General features: G+C 69.4%; 16 protein-coding genes and 5 pseudogenes. 9 read left to right on the top strand and 12 right to left on the bottom strand.

All coding sequences use genetic code 11. The annotated features are described in order from the left end of the window. Positions 1–877: 877 nt before the first annotated feature. The gene (locus tag IE106_RS29445; protein ID WP_189538308.1) at positions 878–1,378 is read right to left on the bottom strand and encodes a GNAT family N-acetyltransferase; all 501 of its coding nucleotides are present in this window, start codon (positions 1,376–1,378) and stop codon (positions 878–880) included. A 194-nt stretch (positions 1,379–1,572) separates the two neighbouring features. Between IE106_RS29445 and IE106_RS29450 the strand changes: the two genes are divergently transcribed. Continuing rightward, positions 1,573–2,370 (top strand): hypothetical protein, encoded by a 798-nt coding sequence (locus IE106_RS29450; protein ID WP_189538294.1) that lies wholly within the window; start codon positions 1,573–1,575, stop codon positions 2,368–2,370. 225 nt (positions 2,371–2,595) lie between these two features. Here the strand turns inward: IE106_RS29450 and IE106_RS29455 are convergent. Beyond that, positions 2,596–3,348 (bottom strand): annotated as a pseudogene (locus IE106_RS29455) (transposase family protein). On the opposite strand from IE106_RS29455, the gene IE106_RS29460 reads away from it, so the two are divergent. Further along, positions 3,337–3,861, top strand: a complete 525-nt coding sequence (locus tag IE106_RS29460; protein WP_189538295.1) for a hypothetical protein — start codon at positions 3,337–3,339, stop codon at positions 3,859–3,861. The pseudogene IE106_RS29455 and the gene IE106_RS29460 overlap by 12 nt on opposite strands. On the opposite strand, the gene IE106_RS29465 is transcribed toward IE106_RS29460, so the two are convergent. Then, positions 3,831–5,216 (bottom strand): FAD-binding oxidoreductase, encoded by a 1,386-nt coding sequence (locus tag IE106_RS29465; protein ID WP_189538296.1) that lies wholly within the window; start codon positions 5,214–5,216, stop codon positions 3,831–3,833. The genes IE106_RS29460 and IE106_RS29465 overlap by 31 nt on opposite strands. 77 nt (positions 5,217–5,293) lie before the next feature. On the opposite strand from IE106_RS29465, the gene IE106_RS29470 reads away from it, so the two are divergent. Beyond that, a complete protein-coding gene (locus IE106_RS29470; protein WP_189538297.1) occupies positions 5,294–6,259 on the top strand; it encodes a helix-turn-helix transcriptional regulator in 966 nt (321 codons plus the stop codon). Between the two features lie 778 nt (positions 6,260–7,037). Here the strand turns inward: IE106_RS29470 and IE106_RS29475 are convergent. Next, the gene (locus IE106_RS29475) at positions 7,038–8,546 is read right to left on the bottom strand and encodes a UvrD-helicase domain-containing protein (protein WP_229840918.1); all 1,509 of its coding nucleotides are present in this window, start codon (positions 8,544–8,546) and stop codon (positions 7,038–7,040) included. A 947-nt stretch (positions 8,547–9,493) separates the two neighbouring features. Between IE106_RS29475 and IE106_RS29480 the strand changes: the two genes are divergently transcribed. After that, positions 9,494–10,314 (top strand): IS5 family transposase gene (locus tag IE106_RS29480; RefSeq protein WP_373296005.1). Its coding sequence is split into 2 segments (ribosomal slippage): positions 9,494–9,847 and positions 9,850–10,314, totalling 819 coding nucleotides; the frame shifts between segments, so codons are not numbered across the junction. Here the strand turns inward: IE106_RS29480 and IE106_RS29485 are convergent. From IE106_RS29485 to IE106_RS29495, 3 genes are all read right to left on the bottom strand, one after another. After that, on the bottom strand, positions 10,304–10,660 hold the full coding sequence (locus IE106_RS29485; RefSeq protein WP_189538299.1) for a hypothetical protein: 357 nt from the start codon (positions 10,658–10,660) through the stop codon (positions 10,304–10,306). The two genes, IE106_RS29480 and IE106_RS29485, sit on opposite strands and share 11 nt — an antisense overlap. 594 nt (positions 10,661–11,254) lie before the next feature. After that, on the bottom strand, positions 11,255–13,144 hold the full coding sequence (locus IE106_RS29490) for an SMI1/KNR4 family protein (protein ID WP_189538300.1): 1,890 nt from the start codon (positions 13,142–13,144) through the stop codon (positions 11,255–11,257). Between the two features lie 613 nt (positions 13,145–13,757). After that, positions 13,758–15,977, bottom strand: a complete 2,220-nt coding sequence (locus IE106_RS29495; protein WP_229840912.1) for a helix-turn-helix domain-containing protein — start codon at positions 15,975–15,977, stop codon at positions 13,758–13,760. Positions 15,978–16,907: 930 nt separating this feature from the next. Between IE106_RS29495 and IE106_RS29500 the strand changes: the two genes are divergently transcribed. Then, positions 16,908–17,876: a ribosome-inactivating family protein gene (locus IE106_RS29500; protein ID WP_189538301.1), complete on the top strand. Its 969-nt coding sequence runs from the start codon at positions 16,908–16,910 to the stop codon at positions 17,874–17,876. 119 nt (positions 17,877–17,995) lie between these two features. Here IE106_RS29500 and IE106_RS29505 read toward each other — a convergent pair. Further along, positions 17,996–18,758: pseudogene (locus IE106_RS29505) on the bottom strand (pyridoxal-phosphate dependent enzyme); the annotation flags it as partial. 125 nt (positions 18,759–18,883) lie between these two features. On the opposite strand from IE106_RS29505, the gene IE106_RS29510 reads away from it, so the two are divergent. Beyond that, complete coding sequence (locus IE106_RS29510) at positions 18,884–19,258, top strand: DUF6896 domain-containing protein (RefSeq protein WP_229840913.1); 375 nt, start codon at positions 18,884–18,886, stop codon at positions 19,256–19,258. A 5-nt stretch (positions 19,259–19,263) separates the two neighbouring features. Here the strand turns inward: IE106_RS29510 and IE106_RS29515 are convergent. Beyond that, a pseudogene (locus IE106_RS29515) lies at positions 19,264–20,101 on the bottom strand (IS5 family transposase). 385 nt (positions 20,102–20,486) lie between these two features. Here IE106_RS29515 and IE106_RS29520 point away from each other — a divergent pair. Further along, entirely contained in the window at positions 20,487–21,578 is a 1,092-nt protein-coding gene (locus IE106_RS29520; protein WP_189538303.1) for a hypothetical protein, read from the top strand. Positions 21,579–21,620: 42 nt separating this feature from the next. After that, a pseudogene (locus IE106_RS29525) lies at positions 21,621–22,336 on the top strand (IS5 family transposase); the annotation flags it as partial. A 227-nt stretch (positions 22,337–22,563) separates the two neighbouring features. On the opposite strand, the pseudogene IE106_RS29530 reads toward IE106_RS29525, so the two are convergent. Both IE106_RS29530 and IE106_RS29535 read right to left on the bottom strand, forming a co-directional pair. Continuing rightward, positions 22,564–22,662: pseudogene (locus IE106_RS29530) on the bottom strand (IS5/IS1182 family transposase); the annotation flags it as partial. A 65-nt stretch (positions 22,663–22,727) separates the two neighbouring features. Continuing rightward, positions 22,728–23,978: a PucR family transcriptional regulator gene (locus IE106_RS29535; protein ID WP_189538304.1), complete on the bottom strand. Its 1,251-nt coding sequence runs from the start codon at positions 23,976–23,978 to the stop codon at positions 22,728–22,730. Positions 23,979–24,155: 177 nt separating this feature from the next. Between IE106_RS29535 and IE106_RS29540 the strand changes: the two genes are divergently transcribed. After that, positions 24,156–25,031: an SGNH/GDSL hydrolase family protein gene (locus IE106_RS29540; protein WP_229840915.1), complete on the top strand. Its 876-nt coding sequence runs from the start codon at positions 24,156–24,158 to the stop codon at positions 25,029–25,031. Positions 25,032–25,442: 411 nt separating this feature from the next. Here IE106_RS29540 and IE106_RS29545 read toward each other — a convergent pair whose 3' ends face one another. Beyond that, positions 25,443–25,604, bottom strand: coding sequence for a hypothetical protein (locus tag IE106_RS29545; RefSeq protein WP_189538305.1), 162 nt, complete (start codon positions 25,602–25,604; stop codon positions 25,443–25,445). Positions 25,605–26,191: the final 587 nt, after the last annotated feature.

Consider the following 26,191-nt stretch of genomic DNA (forward strand, 5'->3'; position numbering starts at 1 on the left):
TGGATCGTCTGGGACATCGGTGGACCCTCGGACGCGGCAGTCCCGCTGCCGGAGGACTTCTACCTCCGCGAGATCATGGATCTCGACCCTCAAGACCTGGGGACCGTCGCCGACTGGATGCGCCGCTATGGGATGTTCTGCAGCGACGGAAGCGGCCTCGACATCGCGAACTGGATCATCGAGGAGGAAGAGCGGATCGAGGAGCTCGCCCACCGCGAGCACCCGGAGCGCCGAGGGTGGTCCATGCACCGGGACCTGCCGCCGGAACTTCGTACGCCAACGCGACCGCTCCGAATTCGGACAGAACCGCACCAGCGGTATCAAGTACTGCACCCGCGAATGTGCCCGCGCCCAAGCTCAACGAGAACACCGACGCCGCCGCAAAGCCACCGCCGACCAGCCCGCCCCATAACCCCTCCCCCGCTGGCTCTGCAGGCAGTCGGCCCGTACAGGACCGCATCACCGGGACGGCGGTGGGGCGCGGCGTGGCACCGTACGACGATCGGCCGGAACCCAGGCCGGGGACAGCAACACGGCGTCCGCGCCGACGGCGGTGCCGTACGGCGGTCGACGGCGGGCCGGGCGGCCGAATGCCGCGTGCGGCACCGATTCCGGGGCGACGGTCGACAGCCAGCAATGGAGCCGGGCGCCAGGATGCCGGTGCGGCGAGGCCGACGGGACGGCGTCGGCGGCGGGGCAGGACGGCAGAGCGCTGCCCTCCGCGGCGAAGCAACGGCGCCGACGGCCATGGCCGGGACTCGCGGACGTCGTGCACCGACGACGGACCGGTGCGACGGGGCAACCGGCCGCCCCTCGACGGCGAGGGGCGGTCGGCTGACGGCAACAGGGCGAGACGGGCGGACACCGGTTAACGGGCTCACCCCGCGCGGCCCTGCCCCACCTCGGCCTGGAGCAGGCGCGAAGAGACCTTGAACCCATGGCGGGAGTACGCCGAGACCGCCCGGTGACTGGAGTGAACGGTCACCCGCTCAAGACCGAGGTCCCTCGCCCACGCCAAGACTGCCTCGATCAGCTTGCCGCCCAGGCCGCGGTCGCGTTCCTCGGGCAGGACATACGTGCACTGCACGTCACCCGACATCCGCTCGAACACGCGCGGATGCGGCACACGCCGCGTGATCGCCAGCCAAGCCATGCCGATCACCACGTCGTCACGGACCATCACCATGCACCGATGCGAGGACTCAGCCTCCCGAGCCCACGCCACGAACCGGGGAACGAACTCCTCCAGCGTCGTGTCGGGCGTTCCGTAGAGCTCCTGCACCCACCGCCACCGCAACTCGGCTACGGCGGCTAACTCATGGGGCCGGGCAGGGCGGCACACGATGTCATCCACAGCTTCATCCTGGCGCAGAACCATCAGCACGACGGCCGCTTCCACCACTCCCGCACCAACACAGCAGCGGCCCAGGACCCCTCTTCGTGGAAATGACAAGCCAAGGTATCGGCAAGATCACGCAGTGTTGGCCCACACGCGTGCAGGGATGGCGGTGTCCCGCCTGGAGGCATTCGTCTTTCGGTGCTGTGTCAGTGCCGCGTGCCACACTGCCGGCCATGTCACTCGCTGATCTCACTCTCGATCTGTGGCGGACCTTCGATGAGGCCACCGCGCGACGGATCGCCCAGAATGCCGCTGACCATGTGGGCGGCCGGGTCTCACGCGTCGAGGCCACAAAACACCTCGGTGGCCCGCTGCACCGCGTCCGGATCGAGCGGGACGGGCAGGAGTTCGCCCTGATACCCGGAGGCCGGGTGTCCTTGGGCTTCGACGTCGACACCTGGCAGCCGACCGCGCAGCAGGCCGCCGACTACGCGCAGAGCCTGGAGCAGGGCTACGGTTGCGGGCCCGATCTGCGAACCCACCTCGCGCGGATGCTCAGCGCTCTCCGCAGCGTTCACCTGGACACCGTCCTGATGGCCGTGGAGGACGAGGCCCTGACCGAGCCTCCGGCCGACATGCCGGCTGCCCTCGTTGCCCGTGGTCTGCGGATGCCGAGCTCCGACGAGTGGGAACACGCCTGCGGCGCCGGGTCGGGCACCCTGTTCCGGTGGGGTGACGACTGTCCCCTCGACCGCATCCCCTACGGTGACGACACCGGCCCGCACAACGAACTGAACGCCTTCGGCCTGCACATCGCCTACGACACCTACCGTGCCGAGCTGACCAGCGACGTCACCGCGGTCCATGGCGGCGACGGGGGCGAGTCGGTGTGCGGCGGCTACGGCCACCTGCTGGCCTGGCTCCCCCTGGCGACCGCCAACCGCAACCCCGGCATGGCCGAGTTCGTGTACGGACCCGACGGGCAGGACATGTACGAGGACTTCTCCACACGGCCGGTGCTCACGCTCTGAGCGACCGCGTGCCAACGGCCCGGTCGACGACCATCTCGCGGCTGGTGGGACCGCCTCACCCCCACCCCGTGGTGAGGACGAAGAGCGAATGGCTCGCCATCCACCTGGAAACGCCCACCGGTCCAGCCCCGGCAGGGACACACCGCGCTCACCGCGGCCCGAGCTAAGCCCGTGAAAAGCGGCTCGTAGGGATGCCCCTCTGGCGTGAAGGAGCCTTTTCCAGCCTCACGCCGAGGTGTGAGGAAGGACGAGGACGGCTTGGGCGATCGCGGTGCTGCGGTTGGTGCTGCAGCGGGGCTTTCACAGGAGGCGCCGGCCCTTCAGGGTGGCCGTGGCCTGCTCGCCGAGGCAGCGGAACTTGGCGTGGGTGCTGTTGCGTCGGCGCTGCCACCGCTTGAGGCGGCGGCGGAAGGGTACTCGGATGGGACCACCGGCTCCTTGCTACGCCTTGTCGGCCAAGCACTCGAGGTCGGCGTCGGTGAGCGCGTCGACGATGCCGTGGGTGCGGGCGGCGGTCAGGTCGTGGGTCGATCCGGTTAGGGCCGGTGAGGCCCGCAGCAGCCGCCCGAAGGGATCGGTGAGGACCTGGACGTTCATGCCGTGACGTTTGCGTTTGCCCGAGTAGTGCGGGGTGTGGGCGGCGATCCGGTCGATTGGTGGCAGGGTGCCGTCCGGGATCACGAATGCCGTGGTCCGGGCGGTGTCCATCGCCTCGGCCGGGGTGGGTGCGAGGGCGGCCGGCACATCGACGGCCTCACGTGTGGAGCGGTACACGGTTGCGACGCCGGTACCGAACCCGGCGGCGAGCCGGGCGCAGGTGTCACCGCATCGCAGAGGGGCCAGGGCGAGGAGAGCCTGACGGCCGGCGGTCAGCCGACGCCGTCGGGTCGCGATCTCCCCTCGCCGGGCAGCGAGTCGTCCCGTCAGGCACCGCAGAGTGCGACCGGACAGGTCGATCGACGACGGATGGACGAGCACGCGAAGCTCCTGACGGCTACGGACGATCTTGGTCGAGAACCCGTCTACCAGGAGCTTCGTCGTTCCACCGATCTGGCCGACACGCGGCCAGCACCGTCAGGCTGGAAAAGGCTGACTGTGCCGACGGTGGTGATGTCCCACCATTCGAGCGCGAGTGAGGCGATGCTCGCCGCCACCCATACGGCCCCGAGCACGATCACGGAGAGCACCCACACGGATGCTGGACGGGCACGGAGGGCCAGAAAGAGCGATGCCCGTGCCGATCGTCAGCATCAGGCCGCCGACGGTGATCACCAGCGTGCCACCGACTCCGAGGAGCCGGGCGAGACGCGTGGCGGCAAGAAGGTAGGCCAGCCCGGACAGGATCATCCCGGTTGTGTCCAGGGTGGGGATGTGACGGAGCCGGGCATCTACCGGCGGGCGGGACAGCGCCCCGGTGCCGGCGCGGATGACGGTGTCATCGAGGCCTCCGGGAGGCGGCGTCATTCGCCGGTACCTGGCGGGATGTTGTAGTTGAGGCGGAAAGTGTTCCGTGGGTCGTACGCCGCCTTCAGCGCGGTCAGTCGCCTGTGGTCGTCCGGGACGTAGGCGGTGCGGGTCCGTTCCTGGTCGGCGGCGGCACCGTGGCCCATGAAGTTGAGGAACCGGCCGGCGGTCCAAGGCTTCAGCTCCTCGAACAGATGCCGGAGGAACGCGGACGCGTGTGCCCCGGCTGTCGAGTCGTCCGTCAGCGGCACGAGGACCGCCAGCATGAAGGGCGCGTCGCGCCAGCCGACGGCGTTCGGGTGCGCGGGCCGGCGGGAGAGCGCGCCGCCCAGGTGGCGCACTTCCACGATCGCGGGCGGCGCTGCCTCGCCGCTGATGTGCTGGAGGAGCGTACCGACCGTTTCCCCGTCGGGGTCGGCCAGGAAGACGTTGTCGGCGGCCCACGGCATCGGGACCGGAGGGTCGTCATGGATGTCGGCGCTCTGCTCGTAGGGCATGTCACGCAAGTTCTCCAACAGCCGGGGGCCGAGTTGGCGGAGCGGTTCGACCAGACGGGTACCGGCCTCGGCGGAGCCGGTGAAGGCGATCCGCACGTGCCAGACGCGGCGTCCTCGTATCGGCTCTGGAACCTGCGGTTCGTCCGGGAAGGGGATCAGCGCCACTGACGAGTTCATCTCGTGCGGCACCGTGGTGGTCCACCCCACGTACTCCTCCAGGAGGCCGGGGACCTGCTCGGCGTCGTAGAAGAGGCCGCCACCGTAGAGCCGAACCACCGGGACCAGGCCGAACTCCATGCCCGTGACGATGCCGAAGTTGTCCCGTCCGCCCAGCAGAGCCCAGTACAGGTCCGGCTCGGCCTCCGGGGTCACGTGACGCTGCCTGCCGTCGGCGGTCACCACGTCCATGGCCAGGACCCGGTCCGCCGCCCAGCCATGGCTGCGTCCGAGCAGGGGGAGACCACCGCCCAAGGTGTAGGAGACGACGCCCACGTGCGGAGCGGAGCCGTTCAGCGGCGCCAGTCCGTGCCGTGCCGCCTCGGGAACGAGCTGGTCGAAGCGGGCGCCGGCCGCGACGTATGCGCTGCGTGCGGCCGGGTCGACGCGGACCGTGGTCATACGCCGGGTGGTGATGAGCAGACCGCCCTCGGCGGGCACCGAAAAGCCGTGCCCGGTGTTCTGCACGGCAACCGGCAGGCCACTCGCGACGGCGAAGGTAACGGCCGCCGTCACGTCGTCAGCCCGAGCGGCCCCCACGATCACCTCCGGACGGTGCCGCACGGCCAGGTTGAATCCCGTGCGTTCCTCGTCGTAACCCTCCTGACCGGGCGACAGCACGGGCCCCTCACAGCGGGCGGCCAGGAGATCGAGGTCGGTGCGCTTCACAGTCCTGCTCCTTCGTCGGTATCAGCGGGAGCAATCCTGAGACACATATATGACATCGGTCGTCATATTCTGAGGGGGTGAAATTCGACCGGCTGCTCTCGATCGTGCTGCTGCTCCAGCATCGTCGCCTGGTCCCGGCGAAGGAGCTGGCCGAGCGCTTGGAGGTGTCGCAGCGCACCATCTACCGCGATGTCGAAGCGCTGTCGTCGGCCGGTGTTCCGGTGTACGCCGAGCGCGGCAAGGACGGGGGCATCGGACTGCTGCCCGGTTTCCGCACCGACGTCACCGGCCTGACCACCGACGAAGCGCGCGCACTGTTCGTGCTGGCGTCCCAGAGCGCACACGCGGCACTCGGTCTCGACCACGCCCTCGGCTCCGCACTGCGCAAGGTGATGGCCGCGCTGCCCGCCCCGCACCGCCCGGCGGCCGAGCTGACCAGCCGCCGCATCCTGATCGACCCGGAGCGCTGGCATGCCGGGCCCCGCACTGACACGGACGTGGAGGCGCTGTACGCCGCGGTCCTCAGTGACCGTCGGCTGCACATCCGTTACCGTCACAGCGGCCGAAGCTCGCTGCGCGGCTACACCGTCGACCCGTACGGCTTGGTGGCGAAAGCCGGTACCTGGTACTTGGTCGCCGACCACCGGAGCAGGCCCCGGCTCTTCCGCACCGACCGGCTGGCCCAGGTACGCGTCGTCGAGACCGCAGCACACCGCCGTCCCGGTGTGGAGCTGGCCCAGGTCTGGCACAGTCTTCGCCGTGAGGTGGAGGACCGCACGACCGGCGTCCGGGTCACCGTGCTGCTGCGCCGAGAGCGGCTGGACATGGTGACCCGTATCGCCGGCAGCTACTTCACCGGACCACCTGTCGCCGAAGCAGGCAGCGAGGAGTGGCTGCGGGTGGAGGTGGTCTATCCCGTGGTGGAAGCGGTCCGCCACCTGTTGCAGTTCGGCACCGACGTCCAAGTCGTCGAACCCGCTGAGGCCCGTACGGAGATGGCCCGTGTCGTCACCGAGTTGACCGGGCTCTACGGCGGTTTCTGAGCGGCGACTTCGCGAACGCCCTCGCGGGCCGCCGCCCGCAAGGCGCAGGAGATCACGCAGCGGCGTACCAAGGGGCTGCCCGTGGAGTCGGCGTCCGGCTCCACCTGGAGGTCGGACGACCACTGCCGACCGAGCCCGGCGACGTCGTGCACCCGGGCGAGGATCTCGGGCGGTGGGTGCGCTCGGTCCGGCCCAGGCAGCGGCCCGGCTCAAGGCACCCGCCCCGCAGTCACGAGCGCGGGCGCCAAGAGCCAGACCCACGACAGCGGCGGCGCGCGGCCCCGGCGGCGCCGCGGGCGGCCGTCAACCGTGGAACGCCGAACGAATCCGCGCAGTCGCGGGCGCCGACGCCCACCCTCGCCGGCCCGGCGGCGCCCTGGGCGGCGGGACGACGGCGCCGCCGGGCGGCCGCGCTGCGGGACTGCGGGGACAGGACACGACGGGCGGCAACGGGGGTGTCGCAACGGCACGGCGGGGGCGGGCAGCACGGTGGACGGCACAGCAACGCGGGACGGGCGCCAGCGGCATGGCAACGGGACCGTGACGGCGCGGCGCCGGCGGCACGGCCGAGGCCCGGGCGGCGGCAGGTGTCGGCGCGGCGGCGGGACGGAGCCGCCGCGGAGGGACGGCCATAGTCGACGTGAGGCCGTGTGAGTGATCTGGTGGGGATGCGTGGAGCTGGTCCGCGCCAACCTGACGCTCCAAGGCAATGGCACTTTCAAGCTGCCGGTCTCCACGTGTGCGACTGGGGGCCGCCCTGCGCCATGAGGAGCACAGTTCAACAGCGGCTCGTCTCTTCGGTTGTCCAAGTGACTGACCGCCCGGCGGGATGGTGGTGGATCCAGGACAGGCCGCCCAGGTCCAAGCCGTGCTGTGCGCGGGTGACGGCGACGTAGGCCAGGCGGGCCTCGGCGTCGTCGATTGCCCCGGGCAGGGGGCGGCCGTGGTCGTCGGTCTCGTCCTGGTCGGGGGGTGGAGTGAAGTCATTCGCGATCCGTACGGTGGCCCATTGGCGTCCCTTGGCCATGTGCGCGGTGGAGATGATCACCTCTGCGTACCGTTCGTCGGTCAGGCAGTCGGCAGCGTGGAGGATGGTGTCGGCGCCGTGTTCGCTGACCAGGTCCACCAGTGGCTGCAGGTCACGGTCGGCCGGGTCGTGTTCGGCGTAGTCGATCAGGTCGCTCCAGGTGGTGAACAACACCAGTTCCGGGTGGGAGGTGCGGCGGCCAGCCTGCAGGTCACGGGCGGCGTGGGCCAGGGTGCGCAGGGCCTGGCCCCCGCTGGCCAGCGCCACCGTGCAGCCGTCGTCGAGGTGTTTCATGATCTCTACCATGGCGCCGACGTTGCTCCGGCACAGCACGGCTTGGGGCTCGGTTACTTCGCCGACCTCGCTGGGGATGGTGTCGGTACCGATTAGCCGGAGGGGTGCCTGGGCGATGGTGAGCCAGCGGTTGGCTTCCTTGGCGATGGCCGGGCCGAAGCGGAAGGAGCGGGAGAGGGTCAGGGGGATGCCATCGAAGCCGGTCATCACATCTTTCGCGCCTCGCCAGCCGTAGATGACCTGGGCGGAATCGCCGACCATGACCAGCTGTGCATGTCCGCGCTGGTCGAGGAAGACCTCTTCCAAGACGGGGTTGGTGTCCTGGGCTTCGTCCAGGAGCAGGAAGTCCACCTTGATTCGGGGGCGGGACAGGGCCCACATCTTCAGGTAACGGTCGTGGTCGAAGCGGACCACGCCGTGATCGGGGCGTTGCAGGTCGGCCCAGGCCTTGCTGGCGTAGGGCAGCACCAGGTCGGCGAGCTCGGCATGAAGTTCGCTGGTGTCCAGACCTCGTAGCTGCGGCACATGACGCGTCTCCAAGACTGGGGAGGCGGAGTGGCAGAACCACTCCACGGTGCGCAGCACCACTGCCGACAGTGCGCGGGGTGAGAGGTCCCGCCCGCCAAGAGTGATGCTGCGGTTGATGCCCAGCTCCATCCCGGTGCGCCAGCTTGGGGTTCTGGGGGCGTTGAGCCGGGCGGTGTAGCGGTGGCCGATCGCGGCGAATGCCAGCGCGTGCGCGGTCTTGCAGACCACCGTGCGGGGGAAGGCTTGTGCGGCGGCCTGCGCGATGGCCCGGTTGAATGCCAGGTACCGGCCCCGTCGCTTCGTGGCATGTGCCAGCAGGGCCAAAGTGGTGGTTTTCCCGGTGCCAGCACCGGCCTGGATCACCAGATGCTCCCCGGCGGCGAATACCTCGACCGCGGCGGCCTGCTCTGCAGTGGGCTCCACAGTCGTCATCTCCATCTTCTTCAAAACTCGACAGAAATCGGTAGGGGTTCGTCGGCACATCAGCCGGGTGGGTATGGCCAGCGAAGCCGTCCGGTGTGCCGGCCCGAACTGCGGCGCCGGGGAACGCGGCCGGCGGGCCAGGCGGCGCGGGCAGAGCCTGCTCGGACAGCCATCGGCCCCGGCCCGGATCCGTGCGCCCAGGACCAGCCATACCGGCGCCCCCGCAGCCAGCGGCGGGCGATATCCGCGCCCGCTCCCGGGCAGGGAGGGAATGCCTCATAGGAGACGACCATCAGCCGCGGGCGCTCACGCGGGATCTGCGGATGACGGGAGGCTGAGGCCTGCGAGGGCACCCCCCATATATCTGCGGCCCGCCTGCAAGTAGGAGTGGCAGCGGAGCCGCCATGCTGGCAGTCCCGCTCCTGGTACCAGCGGTGCGTGGCCCGCTCCGCCCCGAATCCTCTCCTTCGGTCAGTACCAGGTCCCAGCCGTGCCGGCCCGGCCGTGCGGCCCAACACCGCCCCCTATCGTCTGCGGCCGCGGCCAATACCGGTTCCCACGCACCCACACCACGCCGCGCCCCTCTTCACCGGTCCGCCCGCAGCCGATACGGCAGAAGCCGGGCCAGACCGGCAATGGCTCGGTGGAAGGAGTTCTTGGGGACGGGGCGGAACTGCAGGAGGTTCTGGTCGTGGTCGAGCAGGTCTGCACCGGCGTCGCGTGAGGGGAAGAGGTCATGGGCGGGACCGTGGCAGGTGACACGCCGTACCGCCGGTGTCCGAGCCGCGGATGTACCGAGAAAGCCTGAACCGACCACGTCAACCGTTCGATGGTCCGGTCATTCGTTCACGATGTGTCATCAATTCGGGGATCCCCCGTATCAGCGCCCTCGTGGCCGAAGAGGAGTTAGCTCGAGGGCTCAGACATCGTTTCTTATGGTGTGATCGTTCATTGATCCGTGCATGGCGGATCTTGTGGAACGACTGGTACCGGACGAGTTGTGGGCATTGTTCCGGCGGGTGGTGCCACCGACTGAGGTGCTACGTCCGCAGGGCGGTGGCCGACGTCGGGCGGGTGACCGCGAAACCCTGGCCGCGATCATCTTCGTGGCGACCTCGGGCTGCACGTGGCGGCAACTGCCGCCGGTGTTCGGGCCGGCCTGGCAGACGGTCTACCGGCGGTTCGCCCAGTGGAGCCGGGACCGGGTCTGGGCCCGGCTCTACCGGGTAATCCTCGACGAACTCGGAGCACGAGGTGAGTTGGACTGGTCGCGGTGTGCGATCGACTCGGTCAGTCTGCGGGCGGCAAAAGGGAGCCTTTGACGGGATCGAATCCGACCGACCGCGGCAAACTCGGATCGAAGATCCACCTGATCTGCGACCGCAACGGACTGCCGCTGTCCCTGGGCATCTCGGGCGCGAACATGCACGACAGCCAGGACCTGGAGCCGCTCGTCCGGGGCGTCCCGCCCATCCGCTCCCGCCGCGGGCCCCGGTGCCGGAAGCCGGCGAAACTGCACGCCGACAAAGGGTACGACTACGACCACCTGCGCCGATGGCTCCGCGAGCGCGGTATCCGCCACCGCATCGCCCGCAAGGGCGTCGAGTCCTCGCAGCGGCTGGGCCGGCATCGTTGGGTGGTCGAGCGAACCGTGTCCTGGCTGGCCGGCTGCCGAAGGCTCCACCGTCGTTACGAACGCAAGGCCGAACACTTCCTCGCCTTCGTCGGCATAGCAGCGACCCTGATCGGCTACCGTCGCCTGAACACCCTGCTCATGGCCTGAGCCGGTCCTGCTGCACGTCGAAGCAGACCAGCCCCATGGTCTCCGCGACGGCTGCCGCGTAGGCCGACGCCTCCTCGGCCATGCTCCACCGCATGGTGAAGTAGATCAGCGGACCACTGGCCTCGTCGATCAACGGACCAGTCGACCAAGGCGAGGTGTCCTCCTCGTCCTCGGGGAGGTCACACCACCGTTCAAGCAGCGCGGCCACGTAGGCCGCGATGCGTTCGGACGGAGGCTCTTCCACCTCGCTGTCGATGTAGCGGTCGTAGAGGTCGCTGAAGACCCGGCCGGCGGTCTTGTCATCCACCGGCCTCTCGCCTTCCCAGACAGCAAGGTCGTAGCTCATGACCGGAGGCTCTCATGCCGCTCTGACAGCCATAAGAAACGACGTCTAAGGCAACTGCATTGGCCTTCGCCGGCCCCGACGACCCAGGCCGGCCAGCGGGCCGGCGCGGTCGGCCGTGGCCGGGGTCTGAAGAACGTCAAGTCGGTGCGGGCTCGGGCACCGGAGCCGGATGGAAGCGACCGGCAAGTGGCGGAGCCGCGCGCTTGCCGCCGTCTTGCTGTCCGAGCGCGTGTGGTGGCCTCTTGAGAACACCGAAACTCGTGATAACCGGGGCGGGTTGCTGCTATCAGTGACTTTCTTTCATCCTGTGCTGGAGGGTGAAAGAGGCTCAGTGAGCGTCGCGCGTTGTCGGCCTAGGCTGGCTGATCATGCAGGGTGCGGGCCGCGCCGAGCCCTCAAGGGCGCCTTCGGCGGCGCTTCGCGCTGGCTCCCCCTCGATTTGCCGCGTCGGCGGCCCGGGCCGCCGGGCAGGGCGGATGGCTACGGAGGTCGCCCGGGAGACCGGCGCGACCAGCGCCCGCGCGATCAACCTGAGTTGAGACCGCGGTCGGTCGTCGCCAGCGGGCCCGCCACGGGGGGCGGGCCCGCCCGCGGTCAGGACCGGTGCCGCGCAAAGCTGATGTAGGCGAAGCCCTCACCTGCGCGTGGCGCCCGGGTCCAGGACCGGGTGGTGAAGGTGTGGAGCCTGCCTTGGGTCAGCGCGAAGCGGGGGAGCGAGAGCCCCAGTTCGGTGTGCAGGGCCTCCAGCACCCGCCGTTCGTTGTTCCGCTCGGTGTCCTCCGGCCGGAACAGCCGTGCGGGGTCCAGGATCTCGGGTATCGCGCCGGAGCGCTGGATCTCCGTGCCCCGCACGGTGAAGGCGTAGAGCTCCTGGCCGTGTTCGGCCACCGATACGTGGAAGGCCGACGGATCGTCCGGGGACGAGCGCCTCGGGTCGGACCACACCACCACCGCGCGGCCAAACGAGGAAGCGGCTGCGGCCGGGGACAGGAACAGGCCCTGCAGGTGGCGGTGGGAGGGCCCGTCGAAGGCGAAGGCCCACCCTTCAGCCGTGCGGCCGACGGCGACGACAGCCCGGTCCTCCCAGAGTTCCACGCCCTCCCGCTCGTGGGGCTGGGGCGCCCGCCGGAAAGACCTCGACAGATCGACAGGCGGGCTCAGTTCGGCGCCCTCCTCACCGATCAGGGCAGGCAGGCCGACGGGATCCGCCCCCTCGACCCAGACGCAGCGGTAGCCGTCGAGCGGCTGCCCGTACCTGAACGGCCCCGCCAGCCAGGCAAGGCCCGGCGGATCGAGATCGGGCACCGGCTCGGGAGCGGGGCCCGTCTCACCGGCCCGCGGTGTCGCGAGGATCTCCCGCCCGCGCTCCGGAGTGATCAGCGGCCCCAGGACCGGATCGGCGAGCAGGCCGAGCGGGACGACCATCAGCGGCCCCGGCGCCTGCCACAGCGGCAGCGCGTCCCGCAGCACGTGCCACGCGGCGTCGGCCGCGCCCCAGCGGGCCGCCTCCCGGGCCTCGGCGACGGCCCGGCCCCACGGACCGGGAGGCGCGTACTGGTGTGTGCCGTCCCGCACGGCGCCCAGCACGGCCTCGGCGGTCTCCGGGGCGGCTCCCCGGGCGACCATCATCCGCAGCCACTGCTCGTCCCCGCCCGACCACCCCCGGCCGTTCGCCTGCTCCATGGCCTCCAGGGGCAGGATCTCCGGCTGGTACAGCGGGTCCGCCACCAGGTTGCCGTAGCCCTGGGAGCCGCTCGGAGCGAGCAGGTGCCTGAGCTGGTTCAGCAGGACGGCGCTGCGCGGCCTCCCGAAGGAGAACGCCTCCTGCAGCAGGGGCAAGGCCTCCTCGTAGCGTCCGCGCAGGGCCAGCAGACGCGCCTCGTCCACGTGGACGTCCTGGGCGAGGGTGGTCGCGTTCACGAAGTCGGGTTGCGCCGCCCGGTCGGCGTGGAAGCCGCGGTACATGGCCTCCATGTATGCGCGGAACGAGGGGTAGCGGTCGGGCACTTCACCGCTCCAGCCTTTGTAGACGTAGAGTGCCCACTCGCCGTCCTCGTCGCTGTCGCCCGGATCGAGAAGGGCGTGCGACATGTCGGAGTCCGTCTCGAGGCGCAGCGCCCGCTGCCACATGCCGGCCAGCAGCACGTCCTCCTCGCGAAGGTCGTCGCCCGGATCCGGCTCGTACAGCGCGGTCATGTCGTACGGATCCCGGAACCAGTCGATATCCGAGGCACCCCCGAGCCGGTAGATCCCGGCCGCCTGGTCGACATGCCACCCGTCGCTCGCGGCCAGGAACCCCCGGTACGAGGGCGGCAGCCGCCGCCCCAGCCGCTCCTCGACCACGGCGATCACCGCCTCGTCCGCCCCGGGCAGGCCCGGGTGGACGAGGACCTGCTCACCGTCCTCGTCTGCGTCTGGGCGCGGAACCCACTCCGCCTGCCACCGTCCCAGAAACTCGTGCCAGTTGAACGATTCGCTACTCATGACCGGATGGTGTCACCCGGCGCTGACAAGGCGGCACCCTGTTCTCATCTACCGCGAGGGCGGGCCCCTCAGCAGGGCGGCCCGCGTTCTTGCTGATTCTCGTTTCGCTGTACTGGGCACTCTCACGAGGGGTCCGTCGCCACCTCACCACGTGTCGAGGACATACCCATCAGGTCCGCATCCCTCCGGACACCAGAACGAGAAGACGCTCAGGCGCTGAAGTGAGAGTCAGCATTTCCCAGATAGATCATGAACAAGGGGGGCGCATGGAGGCCATCACCAACGACCACCGCCACACCGGCCGACCGCCCGGCATTCGCCCCGGTGCCGACGGGCTCCCCGACCGGCAGCGGGCAGTCCCAACCTGCATCACTGACTCGCGGAGCGGGGCCTCGGCATGAGCCGGGGGCCCGCTCCGCGTTTGGTGGTCGGTCAGCCTGGTTGTGAACGTCAGATGGACGGCCGGGGCGGTGATCGCGTGAGGCCCGAGTTGAGCGGAGTTGGCCTCGCGCGCCAGGCCTTGGTCTGGGTCCGGGCACCGGCATCGGACCGCCTGGGTGATGGCCCGCCTGTGGCGCGGCCGAGGGCGGCCGGCAGCGGGCGGGTGAACGGTTCACGTCCGGGTGGACAGCCGCGCGAGTGCCGCGTCGTATCGTGCCTGGAGTTCCGCGTCGGCTGAGACGCGCAGCAGAGCGGCGAGCGCCCGTACCGCGCCGTCGTCGTAGCCGGAGGACTCCGCTTCCCGGGCTGCCAGGTCGAGTTGCCTGAGGCCCTCGGTCTGGTTGCCGAGCCCCAACAGCGCCTCTCCTTTCACCATGAGCAGCAGTGTCCGAGGGATGTCGGTCGTGCCCGGTTGGTGGAGAGCCAGGGCCTGGGTCGCGGTGTCGAGGGCCTGGCGCCAGTCACCGGCGTCGGCCCGGTGGCGGGCGAGGTGCTGCAGGGCCAGTTTCTCGATGGTCCGGTCACCGGCCCGGCGCGCCAGCTCCAGTGCCCGCTCGCATCCGTGTGCGGCTTCGTCCAGGCTGCCGAGCGCCGCTTGTGCCATGGCCACCACGATCAGGGCGTTCGCCTCGGCCACCGCGTCGCCTGCGCGGGAGGCGAGTGCGCAGGCGGCCCGCAGGTGGGTGAGCGCCTCCGGGACGCGCCCTTCCTCGATGAGGATCCAGCCGAGCACGTTGAGCACCCGTGACTCGCCGTGCTGGTCGGTGTCGGCGCGGGCCGCTTCGAGCGCGGTCTCAAGGAGCGGGGACCAGCCGTCACGTACGCGCCACACGATCAGCGGCCACAGCGTCAGGGCGATCCGCCAGGTCCGCTCGTGCAGTGCGGCGGCGTGCGCCGCGGCCGCCGCCAGGATCAGGTCGTCCCTTTCGGCCGCGTACCAGGCCACGGCGGCGGACCGGTCGCTGAACTCCCGCACGGCGGCGGGCGACAGGAAGTCCTTGGGCAGCGGGAAGCACTCCTCGTTGCCGGGCTCGGCCGCAGCCACCGCCGAGATACCGGTGGCGATGTAGTGGTCGAGCACACGCTTGAGGGCATCGGGCCCGCCGTCCAGGCTCCGTGCATAGAGCCGCACCAGGTCGTGCATCGTCCAGCGGCCGGGCGACGTCTCCGTGAGGAGGTGTGCGACGGCCAGCCGCTCCAAACAGGACTCGGCGGCTGCCGGGGCCGTGTCCGCCAGGGCCGCCGCCGCATACCGGTCGACGTGCGTGCCAGGGTGGCAGCCGAGCTGGGCGAACAGGCGGGAGACGTGCCCGGGGAGCTGTTGCAGCGTCACCCGCAGCGCCGCTCGCACGCCGGTGTCCTCCACGTCCAGCAGGCTCAGCCGGCGCGTCTCGTCGGACAGCTCGGCGGCCATCGCCTCCAGCGACCAGCCGGGCTGCTGCGCCAGCCGGGCGGCTGCCACCCGCAGTGCCAGGGGCAGCCCGCCGCACAGTTCGGCAAGCCGTCGCGCGGCTTCCGGCTCCGCGTCCACCCGTTCCGAGCCCAAGACGCCCGCGAGGAGCATGGTGGCGTCCGTCGGCCCGAGTACGTCCACGGCGACGGGCCGGGCGGTGTCGGTGACGATCAGCCCCGCCAGCCGGTGTCTGCTGGTGACGACGGTGACGCAGCGGCGCCCGCCGGGCAGGAGCGGTCTGGCCTGCTCGGAGTCCCGCGTGTTGTCGAGCACTACGAGGAGTCGGCGGTCGGCGGCGAGCGACCGGAACAACGCGGCCGCGCCGTTCACCGACTCCGGTATCCGGTCATGCGGGACACCCAACGCCAGCAGGAACTCGCGCAGCACCTCCACGAGAGCCGGCTCGCCCTGGTCGCCGAAGCCGCGCAGGTCGGCGTAGAGCAGCCCGTCGGGGAATGCGGCACGGCTCTGGTGCGCCCAGTGCAGCACGAGCGCCGTCTTGCCGACCCCGGCGGGACCGACGACCAGACAGAGGGGCGTCTCACCTTCGGCGGCCCGGGACACAGCGGCCAGCTCCGCCGCTCGCCCGTGAAAGCCGCGCGGCGCGCGCGGCAGCAGATCGGGCACGCCCGCGGACGCCGCGGTGTCCGGCACCGCGGCAGGCGGCAGTGCTCGCGTCGCGGAGGCTCGGCGGGGCCGCCCCAGGCTCGCCAGGCGCTCCAGTTCCCTGGTGTCCTGCGGACTCAGGCGCAGGGCCGTGGCCAGGGCGGACACGGTCCGGCGCTGTGGGCCCCGCGAGCGTCCGCGCTCCATGTACGACAGGGCCCGCACGCTGATCCCCGCCGTCTGCGCCAGCTCCTCCTGCGTGAGCCCGGCGCTGTGGCGCAGGCCGTGCAGCAGCACGCCGAAGTCGCCGTCAGCCGGTGTTTCCCTATCCATGCTCCAAGCCCCCGCAACGCCAGGGCCCACCGGATGCGCAACCCCACCCGCAAAAGTATGCAGCACCCTACTTTTGCCGGTGGAAGGACCCTGTTGCGCCCAGGTCCCCTCGGGATGGCTCAAGGGCGTACGAACGCGGGACCGGCCCCACCCGGCCGCCCCGCTCCGTCACTTCGCGTACCACGTGTTCGCCGGTGAAGTGCCGAACACCGCCGGAGGCGTCCGGCCTCGCCACGGCCGAAGTCGGCTCGGTAGGCGGCGACCGATTCCGGGCCGACAACGCAGTCGAGTACGGCCCAGGCCGCGTCGGCGAAGCGATCCCCAGGGCGTAGGCGTCCCGCGCTGAAAGCGCATGTTCGGCCAGGGCGAGGCTGACGAGCCCGGCGATGGCGAACGCGCGGCGGGCCCGGGCCAGCAGCACGACCGGCGGAGCCGGCCGGTCGGCTACCAGGGCGGTCAGGACCCTGGCCTCCTGGTCGAGGACCTCCCCAAGGCATCGGCCAGACGTTCGCTCGCGGTCATCCTGCGGCGGTAGCCGCGGCGGTGCACGGCAGGCGGTGACGGCGCCGGAGGGTCCTACGTCGGCCGCGGTCCCCCCGGGCAGGTTGTCGGTGGCGAGCCAGAGCCGCAGCCGGTCCTGCCCGTGGAAGAGGAAGCCGAACAGAAGTGTCCAGGCTTTTACTCTTGCCGGTGGAAATGCCTGGTGCGGCTCGACGGGGCCTAGTTGACTCAAGGACACGGCAGGCAGAACCGTCCCCGGGCATGCGCGTCGCTGACAGACCTTCAGCGATGTGTCATGTCCTGTTCGCCCGCCGGGCGTGAGGCAGCGTGACCGGCGCACCGCAGATTCCTGTCACCAGCAGGAAGCGCCGGTTCCGATGTGCCGCTTCGCGCTGCCGTCCCTGTTCCACCACTCTGAGAGAAGCGTTCATGAGCGAACGAGAGCTGTCCCGGCGGTCCTTCACGCGGTTCGGCGCTGCGGCGCTGGCACTCCCCGCCCTGGGGACGCTGCAGGGCCTGGCCGCACCGCAGGCCTACGCGAACACCAGTAACCTGTGGACCGACTTCGACTGGCGCCTGGCAGGCTACGAGAACGGGCACAACGGCATGTTTGGGCGGCAGTATTTCAGCCTGGTGCGCGCGCTGCGCGACCTCGTCAGCCAGCCGATGGCCGGCGCCCAAAACGACCCTGATTTCTTTGACACGACAAGATTTGCACACGAATCCTCCCGACGCGTCATCCGGATCTTGCTCTGGAACACCGACAACCGAGCCAATGTTGCGCTGTACTTCAACGTCGACAACCTCTACCTGATGGGCTTCACCGCCCACGGTCGCCACTACCGTTTCGACGACGCCCGCTTCGCGCATCTGTCGGCGAGTATCGGGAACCGCTTCAACCAGAGGGCTCCCTTGGTCACAGTGATGAATTCCAACGGGAACTACGGCGAGCTGAACGCTTCGGCCGAGTGGCGAGGGGGCCAGCAATACACGACGTTCAACTTCCTGCACCACCTGCACGTCCTGGAAGGCGCCAATCAGGACAACGTGGACTCCGTAGCAGTGCATCGGGCGCTCGCCTTCTTCATCGGCGCCACCTCCGAGGCCGCCCGCTTCGCCTGGATCGAGGAACGCATCGCCAACGTACTCATGAACGGCGAAGACGTGAGAGACCCCGCTCGCCCGAGACACCTCGGCACTTTCGGCACCGGCCTCCAGAACGCCTGGGACCCCCTGTCCGTGCTGGCCCACCAGACCATGGAAGGACACGCCGGCCGCGCCGTGTACATCGACGGGCGGGAATACCGCGACTTCCGGGATATCGCGAACGGCCACAACCGGGGCGCCTCCGCCCCCCGCATCGCTCCCTTCATCGCCATTCTCGGCAAGGGCCTCTGACCCGGCAGCGCCACGGTGGCCGGGACCCCATCCACCACAGGGCCGGACCCCGGCCGCCCACGGGCCACCACGGCCGACGGAAGCCATCGACCCGTGCTCAGGGCCGGCGGGTACCAGGCCGCAGGGGTCGGTGTCGGCCCGCACATGACCACGGCGACCTTCTCGCCGCCGACGGGCCAGTAGAGGCGGCTCGTGGCGGCGGGCCCGGGCGGCAGGTCGCGGCCGGGCGTGTGCTGGTCGGGGTAGGCCAGGGCGGACAGAGCGGTCGCGACGCCGTGCTCGACGGCCACCTTTCGGTGCTCCCACAGTGCCTGCCGGGCACGGATGATCTCGCTGTCGGGCACCAGCACCGAGTCCACGCCATCCTGGCGGGCGGCGTGCAGGGCCATGGCGGAGGCGCGGCGGGCGCCCGGGGAGTGGGCGGCGACGGAGTCGACGGTGACGTCGACCAGGCGGTCGGCGGCGAGCGCGGCGTTCAGCGCGCGGCAGTTCTCCGGCTCCACCGCCACGGTGCGGATGTTGTGGTGCTGGGCGGCGGCGGCCACCCCGGCGAACAGGCCGCCGCCGTCGACCGCGACCACCACGGTGTCCAGGCCGGGGATCCGCTGGTGGATCTCTTCCAGCAGGGTGTCGACCCCGGTGGCGATCAAGGGGTGGTCGTAGGCGTGCGAGGCGAGCGCGCCGGTCGCGGCGGCAAACTCTTCGCAGGCGGCCAGGCCTCCACGTACTGCACGCCGGCCAAGCACACCTCGGCGCCGTAGCGGCGCAACTTGGCCACCTGCACCGACGGGGCGGTCGCCGGAAGGAACACGGTGAGCCGCACCGCCGGGCGGCCCAGGCGCACGCCAGACCGGCGGTGCCGCGCGAGGCGATGGTCACCCCGCCTTACTGATCGTTTCAGAATGCCGCCCTGCGGAGACGCTGGCGGCCCATGGAACAATCCCCTTCAACCACGGGCTCAGGGGGGATGACGCCGTATGGAACGGGTTGGGGATGCACGAGGGCTCGTGCTTGGTTACGTCGACGCTCTGAACACAGTTGACGCGGCCATGAGGGCGGCGATCCCTTCGCTTGAGCGACTCGCAGATGTCCTCGGCCTGGTCCGTTCGCACCGGATCATCAACCGGAGTGGGCGGGTCGGCACCTACTCCTACTCGGTTCATGGGGCCGGGTGCCGCTTCGTCAGTGACGACGGTATCGAGGTCGATGTCGACTTCGCACCCGACGGGAGCGAGATCTTCGACCTCTGGCGGCTGCGCTGGTACGGGCTGAGCCTGCCTGAGCCGCTTGACGTCACGGATCAGGACCTGCGGACCGCCGTGCGGTCCCTTCAACCGCTTCTGACCGAGGTGCGACCGGGGTGGTTCAGTGTCGCTAGCTAATCGCTTCAGGATGAGGTGCGCAGGCGGCGCAGGCATATGAGGCTGCAGGCAAGTTCGAGCAGGCCCTGGTGGAGATCGGCGCGTCGTTCGTAGCGGGTGCGGAGCCGTTTGAACTGGTGCAGCCAGGCGAAGGCACGCTCGACGACCCAGCGCACCTTGCCCAGTCCGGAGCCGTGAGCGACGCCGCGTCGGGCGATCATCGGCTTGATGCCGCGCTTCCACAGCAGACGGCGGTACTTGTCGAAGTCGTAGCCCCGGTCGGCGTCCAGGCGTCGGGGCTTGCGGGGGGGGACGCCCCCGCAGACCCCGGATCGACGGGACGGCGTCGAGCAGGGGCAGGAGCTGGGTGACGTCGTTCCGGTTGCCACCGGTGAGCGTGACGGCGAGTGGGGTTCCGTGGCGGTCGACGATCAGGTGGTGCTTCGAGCCAGAGCGGGCCCGATCGACGGGCGAGGGTCCGACGTGGTCCCCCCTTTCAGCGCCCGGACGTGTGATCCGTCCACGGAGCAGTCGTCCAGGTCCAGCAGGCTGGCGCGACGAAGCTCGGTCAGCAGGGCGGTGTGCAGGCGCGGCCAGACACCGGCCTCGGTCCAGTCCCGCAACCTGCGCCAGGCCGTCACCCCGGAGCAGCCCACGGTCTCGGCAGGGACATGGCGCCAGGCGACACCGGTCCGCAGCACGTACATGACGCCTGCCAGGGCGGCCCGGTCGGGAACACACAGACGACCCGGGTAGCGATGGCGCCGCGCGGGCGCGGGCGGCAGAAGCGGGGTCACCCGCTCCCCACAGGTCATCCGGAACAAGATCAGCACGCACCCCGGATACCCTGCCGACCGAGATCATCGAATATAAGCCCGCAGCTCAACCCATTCTGAAACGGTCAGTAAGTCCTCCCGGAAGCGTGACGTTTTCGCGAACGTTTCCCCCGGAACATGATCAGGCAGCAGACTCACCTTCACGGCTTTCGTCATGGTCACGTGCATCCTTGGTCAGAGCACATGATCAGATGAAGGCCGCCTCAGCGTCCGGCGAGTGCCCAGGTGAACGACCTAGTTCGAAGCGCATTTCGGGACCGTCCCACACACGACCGACCTGACGGCTGAGGGCGAGACGGCAGGGGCAGTCTGTCGTGACCCGCTCCCCGCGACACCCGCCCGCGTCTACGGTGGAGACCGTTTCCTCACCGGAAGGGGTTGTCCAGGCGATGATCTGGATCAATGGAGTGCGCATGACCGTCCACGACGTGGTCACCATCCCGGGAGCCGGCTCGTGGGCGAAGGACGAGGTGGTGCGCGACTACCTCAGCGAGGACGAGCTCAAACACCACCTCCAGCGGACCACCGACCACATCGGGACCATCCCTGAAGACGGCACCTGGGTGCGCTTCCAGCCCACCGGCTTGAACCTCATCGCTGAGCAGCACAACCACCTCCGGCTCGAGTATCTCGTGCGGCTGCTCGGCATCACCTCCTTCATCGACGAGTCGCTGATCTCCGAGAACCTCGCCGACAACTCCGAGCTGCGCGCCGCCTACAGCCGGGAGATCGCGGGACACTTCGAAGGCCTCGGACTTCGCGTGCCACCGGGCGAGGTGCACAAGTTCGGAGCCGAGTCCGTCTTCCCGAAGATCGGCGCACCGCTGCCCGTACTCGACGATTTACTCAAGGACACGGCCTCGCTCCCCGAGCTGCGGACCGGCGGCAACTACATTGGCATCACCGCCCGCTACGCGCTCGCCCTGGCGTGGGGCTATGCCAAGGACATCGTCGCCGGCCGCCAGTCGGTAGTCATCAAGGACCTCCCGAAGCCGGTCACGGACGCCGAGGCCGAGGTCAAGGGGGTGGCGCTGGCGCATTGGGACGTGCTGGAGAACCTCATCACCGGCATCCCGGTCGGCGCCTACCTCGGCGACCACCTCGCCGACGACGACGCCCGCATCCCCGCTCTGCGCGAGTTCTGCGCAGCGGTGGTCAACGCGCTGTCGGTCCGCGCGGTCAACGACGTCAGGCTGAGCCTCACGGCGCGCCAGGACCTCAAGCAGCCGAGCGCACGCAACAAAACCACCCTGTCCCGCCTGTTCTTGGCCTGGCGGGACGCCCACCTGGCGAACAACCTCTTGATCGCGTTCCGCAATCGCGTCCGCTACGCAGGTATGGGTGCCCACCACGTCGCCACGTTGATCAGCAAAAAACTGGTTCCCGCCGACGTGGCGGTCTACGACCTGAGGCCCGCCGACGCCGAGGAACTCGCCTCCCTGCACACGGCGACGACGCTTCAGTCGATGATCGAACACACCGCCACGCTGCGGAGTATGGCGTAGGAGACCGGGGCGGCCCCTGGGGCCTGTCTGATAGTTGATCTTGTGGTGGGTCGCGGTGAGCTGACGGATGCGGCGTGGGAGCGGATAGGGCCCCTGTTGCCGGGTGTTGACGGTCGTGGTCGGTCGTGGCGGGATCGCCGGAAGGCGATCAATGGGGTGTCGTGGGGGTCGCGGACCGGTGCCCCGTGGCGTGACCTGTCGGAACGCTACGGGCCGTGGCAGACGCTCTGTGAGCGGTTCGCCCGTCGGGAGGCGGACAGGACCTGGGCTCGTCTGCTGGAGCATGTCCAGGTCCGGGACGACTTCGTCGGAGCCGGGGAGTGGAGGGTGTCCGTCGACTCCACGATCAACCGTGCTCACTAGCATGCCGCCGGCACCCGCAAAAGGGGGCGGCGGCGGGGGACGAACTGAAAGATCCGGCACGCGCGTCGGCTGGCCAGGTGCTCGGCCGGTCCCGCGGTGGGCTGACGACCAAGGTCCATCTCGCCTGCGACGGTCGGGGCCTGCCTCTGGCCGTTGTCGTCACGCCCGGCAACGTCAACGACTCCACCGTCTTCGACACGGTCATGACCGGGGTGAGGGTGCCCCCGACCGGCGCCGGGCGTCCCCGCCGCAGGCCCGAGGCGGTTATCGCGGACAAGGCGTACTCGTCACGGGCGATCCGCCAGGTCCTGCGCGGGCGGGACATCCGGGCGGTGATCCCGCGGAGGGCGGAGTCCACCTTGCCGCACTCACCCTCTGGCTCCGCGAACCCACCCAAGATCGTTTATCAGACAGGCCCCAGGTGGGGGTGGGCTGAGGCGCGGTGGAGGCGCCAGGCGACTTTCGCTTCGGTGACCGGCGGCATCACTGGTGGGAAGAAGTCCCGGTCCGTTGCCATCGGTGCTGCGCAGTGGCACGGGCCCGTGGTCTCGTCGAAGGCTTTGAGTGTGGTTAGGTCGGGCAGGCTGATCCATCGGTTCGCCAGCGGCCGCGCTGCGGGGAGCGAGAGGCCGACGAGGAGGGGCAGGTCGTTCGCGTCCGACATGACGTGCATCTTGGGCCCCGCTTCGCTCCGGTCCACGGGGCTCGGACCGGTGAGTTCGGCATGCGAGAAGCCGGGCGTCACGGTCTGCGTGTGCCGGCCTCCTGCCTGCGCTGTTTTGAGGCTCATGTCATGGGGTGTACAAGGGTGCGGCAGGTGAGCGCGGCATGGAGGGTGGGGACGTCAGCGGGCCGTGTGGCGTCGAGTCCGGTCAGATCGGTGATCTTGCGCAGTCGGTAGAGCACGGTGTTGGGGTGCAGGTTGAGGCTGCGGGCGGTGAGACGTCGATCGGCTCCGTGCCGCAGGAATGCGCTGAGGGTGAGCAGCAGGTCGCTGTGGCCGCCCAAGGGCTCGAGGAGCCGGGCCATGTGATCGCGGGCGGGGCCCGGCCTGGAGAGCTGGTATTCAAGAGCCAGGTCTTGCAGTCGGTAGAGGCCGGGTGGACGGGCCGATGTAGTGGCGATGCGTGTCAGTTCCGTGGCAAGGGGACAGGCCTCAGGAACATCGCCGGGCAGTGCGGGGACTGCTGCGGCGTGGATGGCGCCGCCGGCGGCCCGTTCCAGACGGGCCAGGAGCTGTGTGGTGTTGTCCCAGTAGGCCGGGGTGAGGCCGTCCGGTGCGCTCTCGCAGGGCAGCAGGACAAGCCCGCCGTCACCAGTTATCGAGGTGAGCGCAGCACCGCGGGTGTGCAGGTCGAGTTCGGTGCGTACGCGCCGCAGTTTTCGCTGGGCGGCAACAGTGTTGTCGACGTCGGGAGCCTGTTCGTCCGGATGCGGTGCAAGGGACAGAGCGAGAACCAGATAGCCAGGAGGCAGGACAAAGCGGGCTTCGCCGGCAGCCACTGATTCTGCGCGGCCTTCCAGCAGGGCATTGAACATCAGCTGCTGGGCGCTGTGCCGCTCGCCTGCGGTCGTCTGCATCCGCTGGACATAGCCGGCCGTGACGGCAGTAGTGACGAGCTGCAGATACTCAAGGATCAGGCGGTGCAGCGCAGTGAGAGCCATCAGGTCTTCAGGGCCGGCTTTCGAGGCGACTTCGTCCACGCACAAGCGGGCGCCCAGAAAGTAGGCGGCCACGACAGCCTCTGCGGGCAGCCCCTCCTCGGCACGCCGGGCAGCCGAACTGCTCAGCAGGGCAAGTTGTTCGGGCCCGGGCATCCGGCCGGTGGACAGTGCTCGTGCGAAGTCGTCGATCCCTCGGCGCACCATGCGCGCGACATCGCCCTCGAGCTGCTCGGTCGGCAGTTTCCCGTACACCGGAAGCTGCACGCACAGCTGCTCCACAACCGTTTTCTGCAGACGGTGCGAGGACTTCAGGAGATAGCGCTCGACCTCTTCACCGCCGATGACGATGCCGCCGGAGTTGTACGTGGACACAAATCACCTCGCGAAACGCTGTTGTCCCGACCGGAAGCAAGGAGCCGATGCGCCGACATGATGTATCCCACCACAAACCTACCAGCCGGTAAATGGCAGATTCTCGCCCACCGAACCCCTGGGGGCGAGCCGTGTTCTCCGGTGCGCCCGCGTGCACCGCCCCTTCGAAGGAGTCCCGTGATCTCTCGTTCGCGTGCCGCGCTGACGGCTTTCATCACCGTATCCGCCCTGGCGACACCCAGCGTCATACCGACGGCCTCGGCCGCAGACAGCGAGCCTCTCCACTACGTAGCAATGGGCGACTCCTTCGCCGCCGCCCCCCTGGTCCTACCGATCGACCCCTCGAACCTGCTGTGCCTGCGTTCCCTGGCGGACTACCCGCACATTGCGGCCAAGGCCCTCGGTGCCAAGCTCACCGACGTCAGTTGCTCCGGCGCCACCACTGAGGACTTCAGCGCTCCCCAGCATTCGAGCACCGCCCCGCAGTACAACGCCCTCAACCAGGACACGGACATCGTCAGCATCACCATCGGCGGCAACGACACCGGCCTGGTGGCCGCGACCCTCAACTGCGTCAACCTGCTGCCCAAGCCCTTCGGCAAGAGCTGCGCAGCCGAGTACACCAAAAGCGGCGTCGACACGCTCAAGTCCGACATCGATACCTGGGCCTCGACGTTCAACGCCGCCTTGAGCCGCGTGAACAGGCTGGCACCCAACGCCGACATCTTCATCATCGGCTACGGCAACTACATCCGTCCCGGCGGCTGCTTCCCTACCCAGCCCCTCTGGGACGTCGATGCGACCTACATCCAGGAGACGGTCGACCACCTCAGCACCACGCTGAAGAAGGCGGCTCGCACGCATGGAGCGACCTACGTGGACACCTACTCTCTCGGAATCGGCCATGACACCTGCGCAGCCCCTGTCGACAAGTACATCGAGGGACTGCTCCCCACCCGCATAGCCGCTCCACTGCACCCCAACGCCGCCGGCTCCAGGGCTATCGGCGAAGCTCTGGCCACCGCCGTCCGCAACTCCGCAGGAACGCGCTGATCCGGTCGCGGTGCACGAACCGCTCCAGCCCCATCACCAGTCTGCCCTCGGCGGCGGGGTCCCCGTGGGGATCCTGCCGCCGAGGACAGCTGGTCGCCGCCGGCCAGCTGCAGCCACTCCCCCACCCCATCGCCCTTCACCGCTGCACCAACAGGCTCGGTCTTGAAGAAATCGCCTCATCCGCGCCCCTGCCGGCAAAGCAGCCGGGCAGGGGCACCGACCGCACGGCTGGGACATTTCAAGAAGCCGTTGATCTGGGCATACAAGCTGCCGAAAAAAGGACCGCCGTCCCAGCCGATCCGGGAGCAAGCCAAGTCCTCAAGCGCAGGCACTACAGCCGGTCCCGGCATCGCCGAGTATCTGGGTACAGCAGTGGAAAGCACCCATGCCGCCGTGCATCCCCCGCTACTGTCAGCGGCACCCTGCGGCGCTGCTCGTGGCAGCCGATTCCGGACCAAAATCGGAACGACTGTCGGCATGTCCGCGGAGCGCAGCCTCCATCAGAGTCAACAACTCAGGCAGTTCGCCGTCCGAGACATCCTGCCACGACGATCCGCGCAGCTCGATGGCCATTTTTTTGCCGTATCCGTAGTCTCTGGGCTCCGTATAGGTGCTCAAGATCTGCGCCAGTAGGTTAGTGACTGCTGGCCAACCGGCATGTCCACCCCATACGGACAGGCCGGTCGGCCGGAGCGGTGCACGGGCACAAGAGGGCTGTGGGCGGCTCGGATCGTTCTACCCATACGACCTGAGTCCCTCGTGGCCCTTCCCCAGTCAGAGCAAGGTACCGGAGATCCCCTACTACCGGATGCTGGCTGTGCCCGTGTACTGATGATCCAGTCCGGTTTACGGCCTGCTGTTCGAAGCCGGAAGCCTCTACCGCCGCTCCCGGCAACGCCGAAATAGGCGACATTCAAAAAGTAGCGCAGCGCATCGACTTGCTCTGATAGTTCAAGAGAAGCGGGAGAGCCGGTCCGGCCTGTATTTCTCGCACTGACCCAGTTGTCCAAAGAGCCAGCAGCAAGCCGAGGCCCTCTGCCCCGCCAGAGTGATTCAGCCTCCTTGCAGAGATCACGACACTTTCCACTCAGGGAGCTTTCCGTGGCCATCTCGGTCTTCGACCTGTTCTCGATCGGCATCGGCCCGTCCAGCTCCCACAC

Source organism: Streptomyces roseolilacinus (assembly GCF_014649335.1).
Taxonomy (GTDB): Bacteria; Actinomycetota; Actinomycetes; order Streptomycetales; family Streptomycetaceae; genus Streptomyces; species Streptomyces roseolilacinus.

Coding starts and splice junctions, on each gene's coding strand:
- IE106_RS29445 (WP_189538308.1), bottom strand. CDS start 1,378: ATGGTTCTGCGCCAGGATGAAGCTGTGGATGACATCGTGTGCCGCCCT.
- IE106_RS29450 (WP_189538294.1), top strand. CDS start 1,573: ATGTCACTCGCTGATCTCACTCTCGATCTGTGGCGGACCTTCGATGAG.
- IE106_RS29460 (WP_189538295.1), top strand. CDS start 3,337: ATGGACGAGCACGCGAAGCTCCTGACGGCTACGGACGATCTTGGTCGA.
- IE106_RS29475 (WP_229840918.1), bottom strand. CDS start 8,546: ATGGAGATGACGACTGTGGAGCCCACTGCAGAGCAGGCCGCCGCGGTC.
- IE106_RS29485 (WP_189538299.1), bottom strand. CDS start 10,660: ATGAGCTACGACCTTGCTGTCTGGGAAGGCGAGAGGCCGGTGGATGAC.
- IE106_RS29490 (WP_189538300.1), bottom strand. CDS start 13,144: ATGAGTAGCGAATCGTTCAACTGGCACGAGTTTCTGGGACGGTGGCAG.
- IE106_RS29495 (WP_229840912.1), bottom strand. CDS start 15,977: ATGGATAGGGAAACACCGGCTGACGGCGACTTCGGCGTGCTGCTGCAC.
- IE106_RS29500 (WP_189538301.1), top strand. CDS start 16,908: ATGAGCGAACGAGAGCTGTCCCGGCGGTCCTTCACGCGGTTCGGCGCT.
- IE106_RS29520 (WP_189538303.1), top strand. CDS start 20,487: ATGACCGTCCACGACGTGGTCACCATCCCGGGAGCCGGCTCGTGGGCG.
- IE106_RS29545 (WP_189538305.1), bottom strand. CDS start 25,604: ATGGCCATCGAGCTGCGCGGATCGTCGTGGCAGGATGTCTCGGACGGC.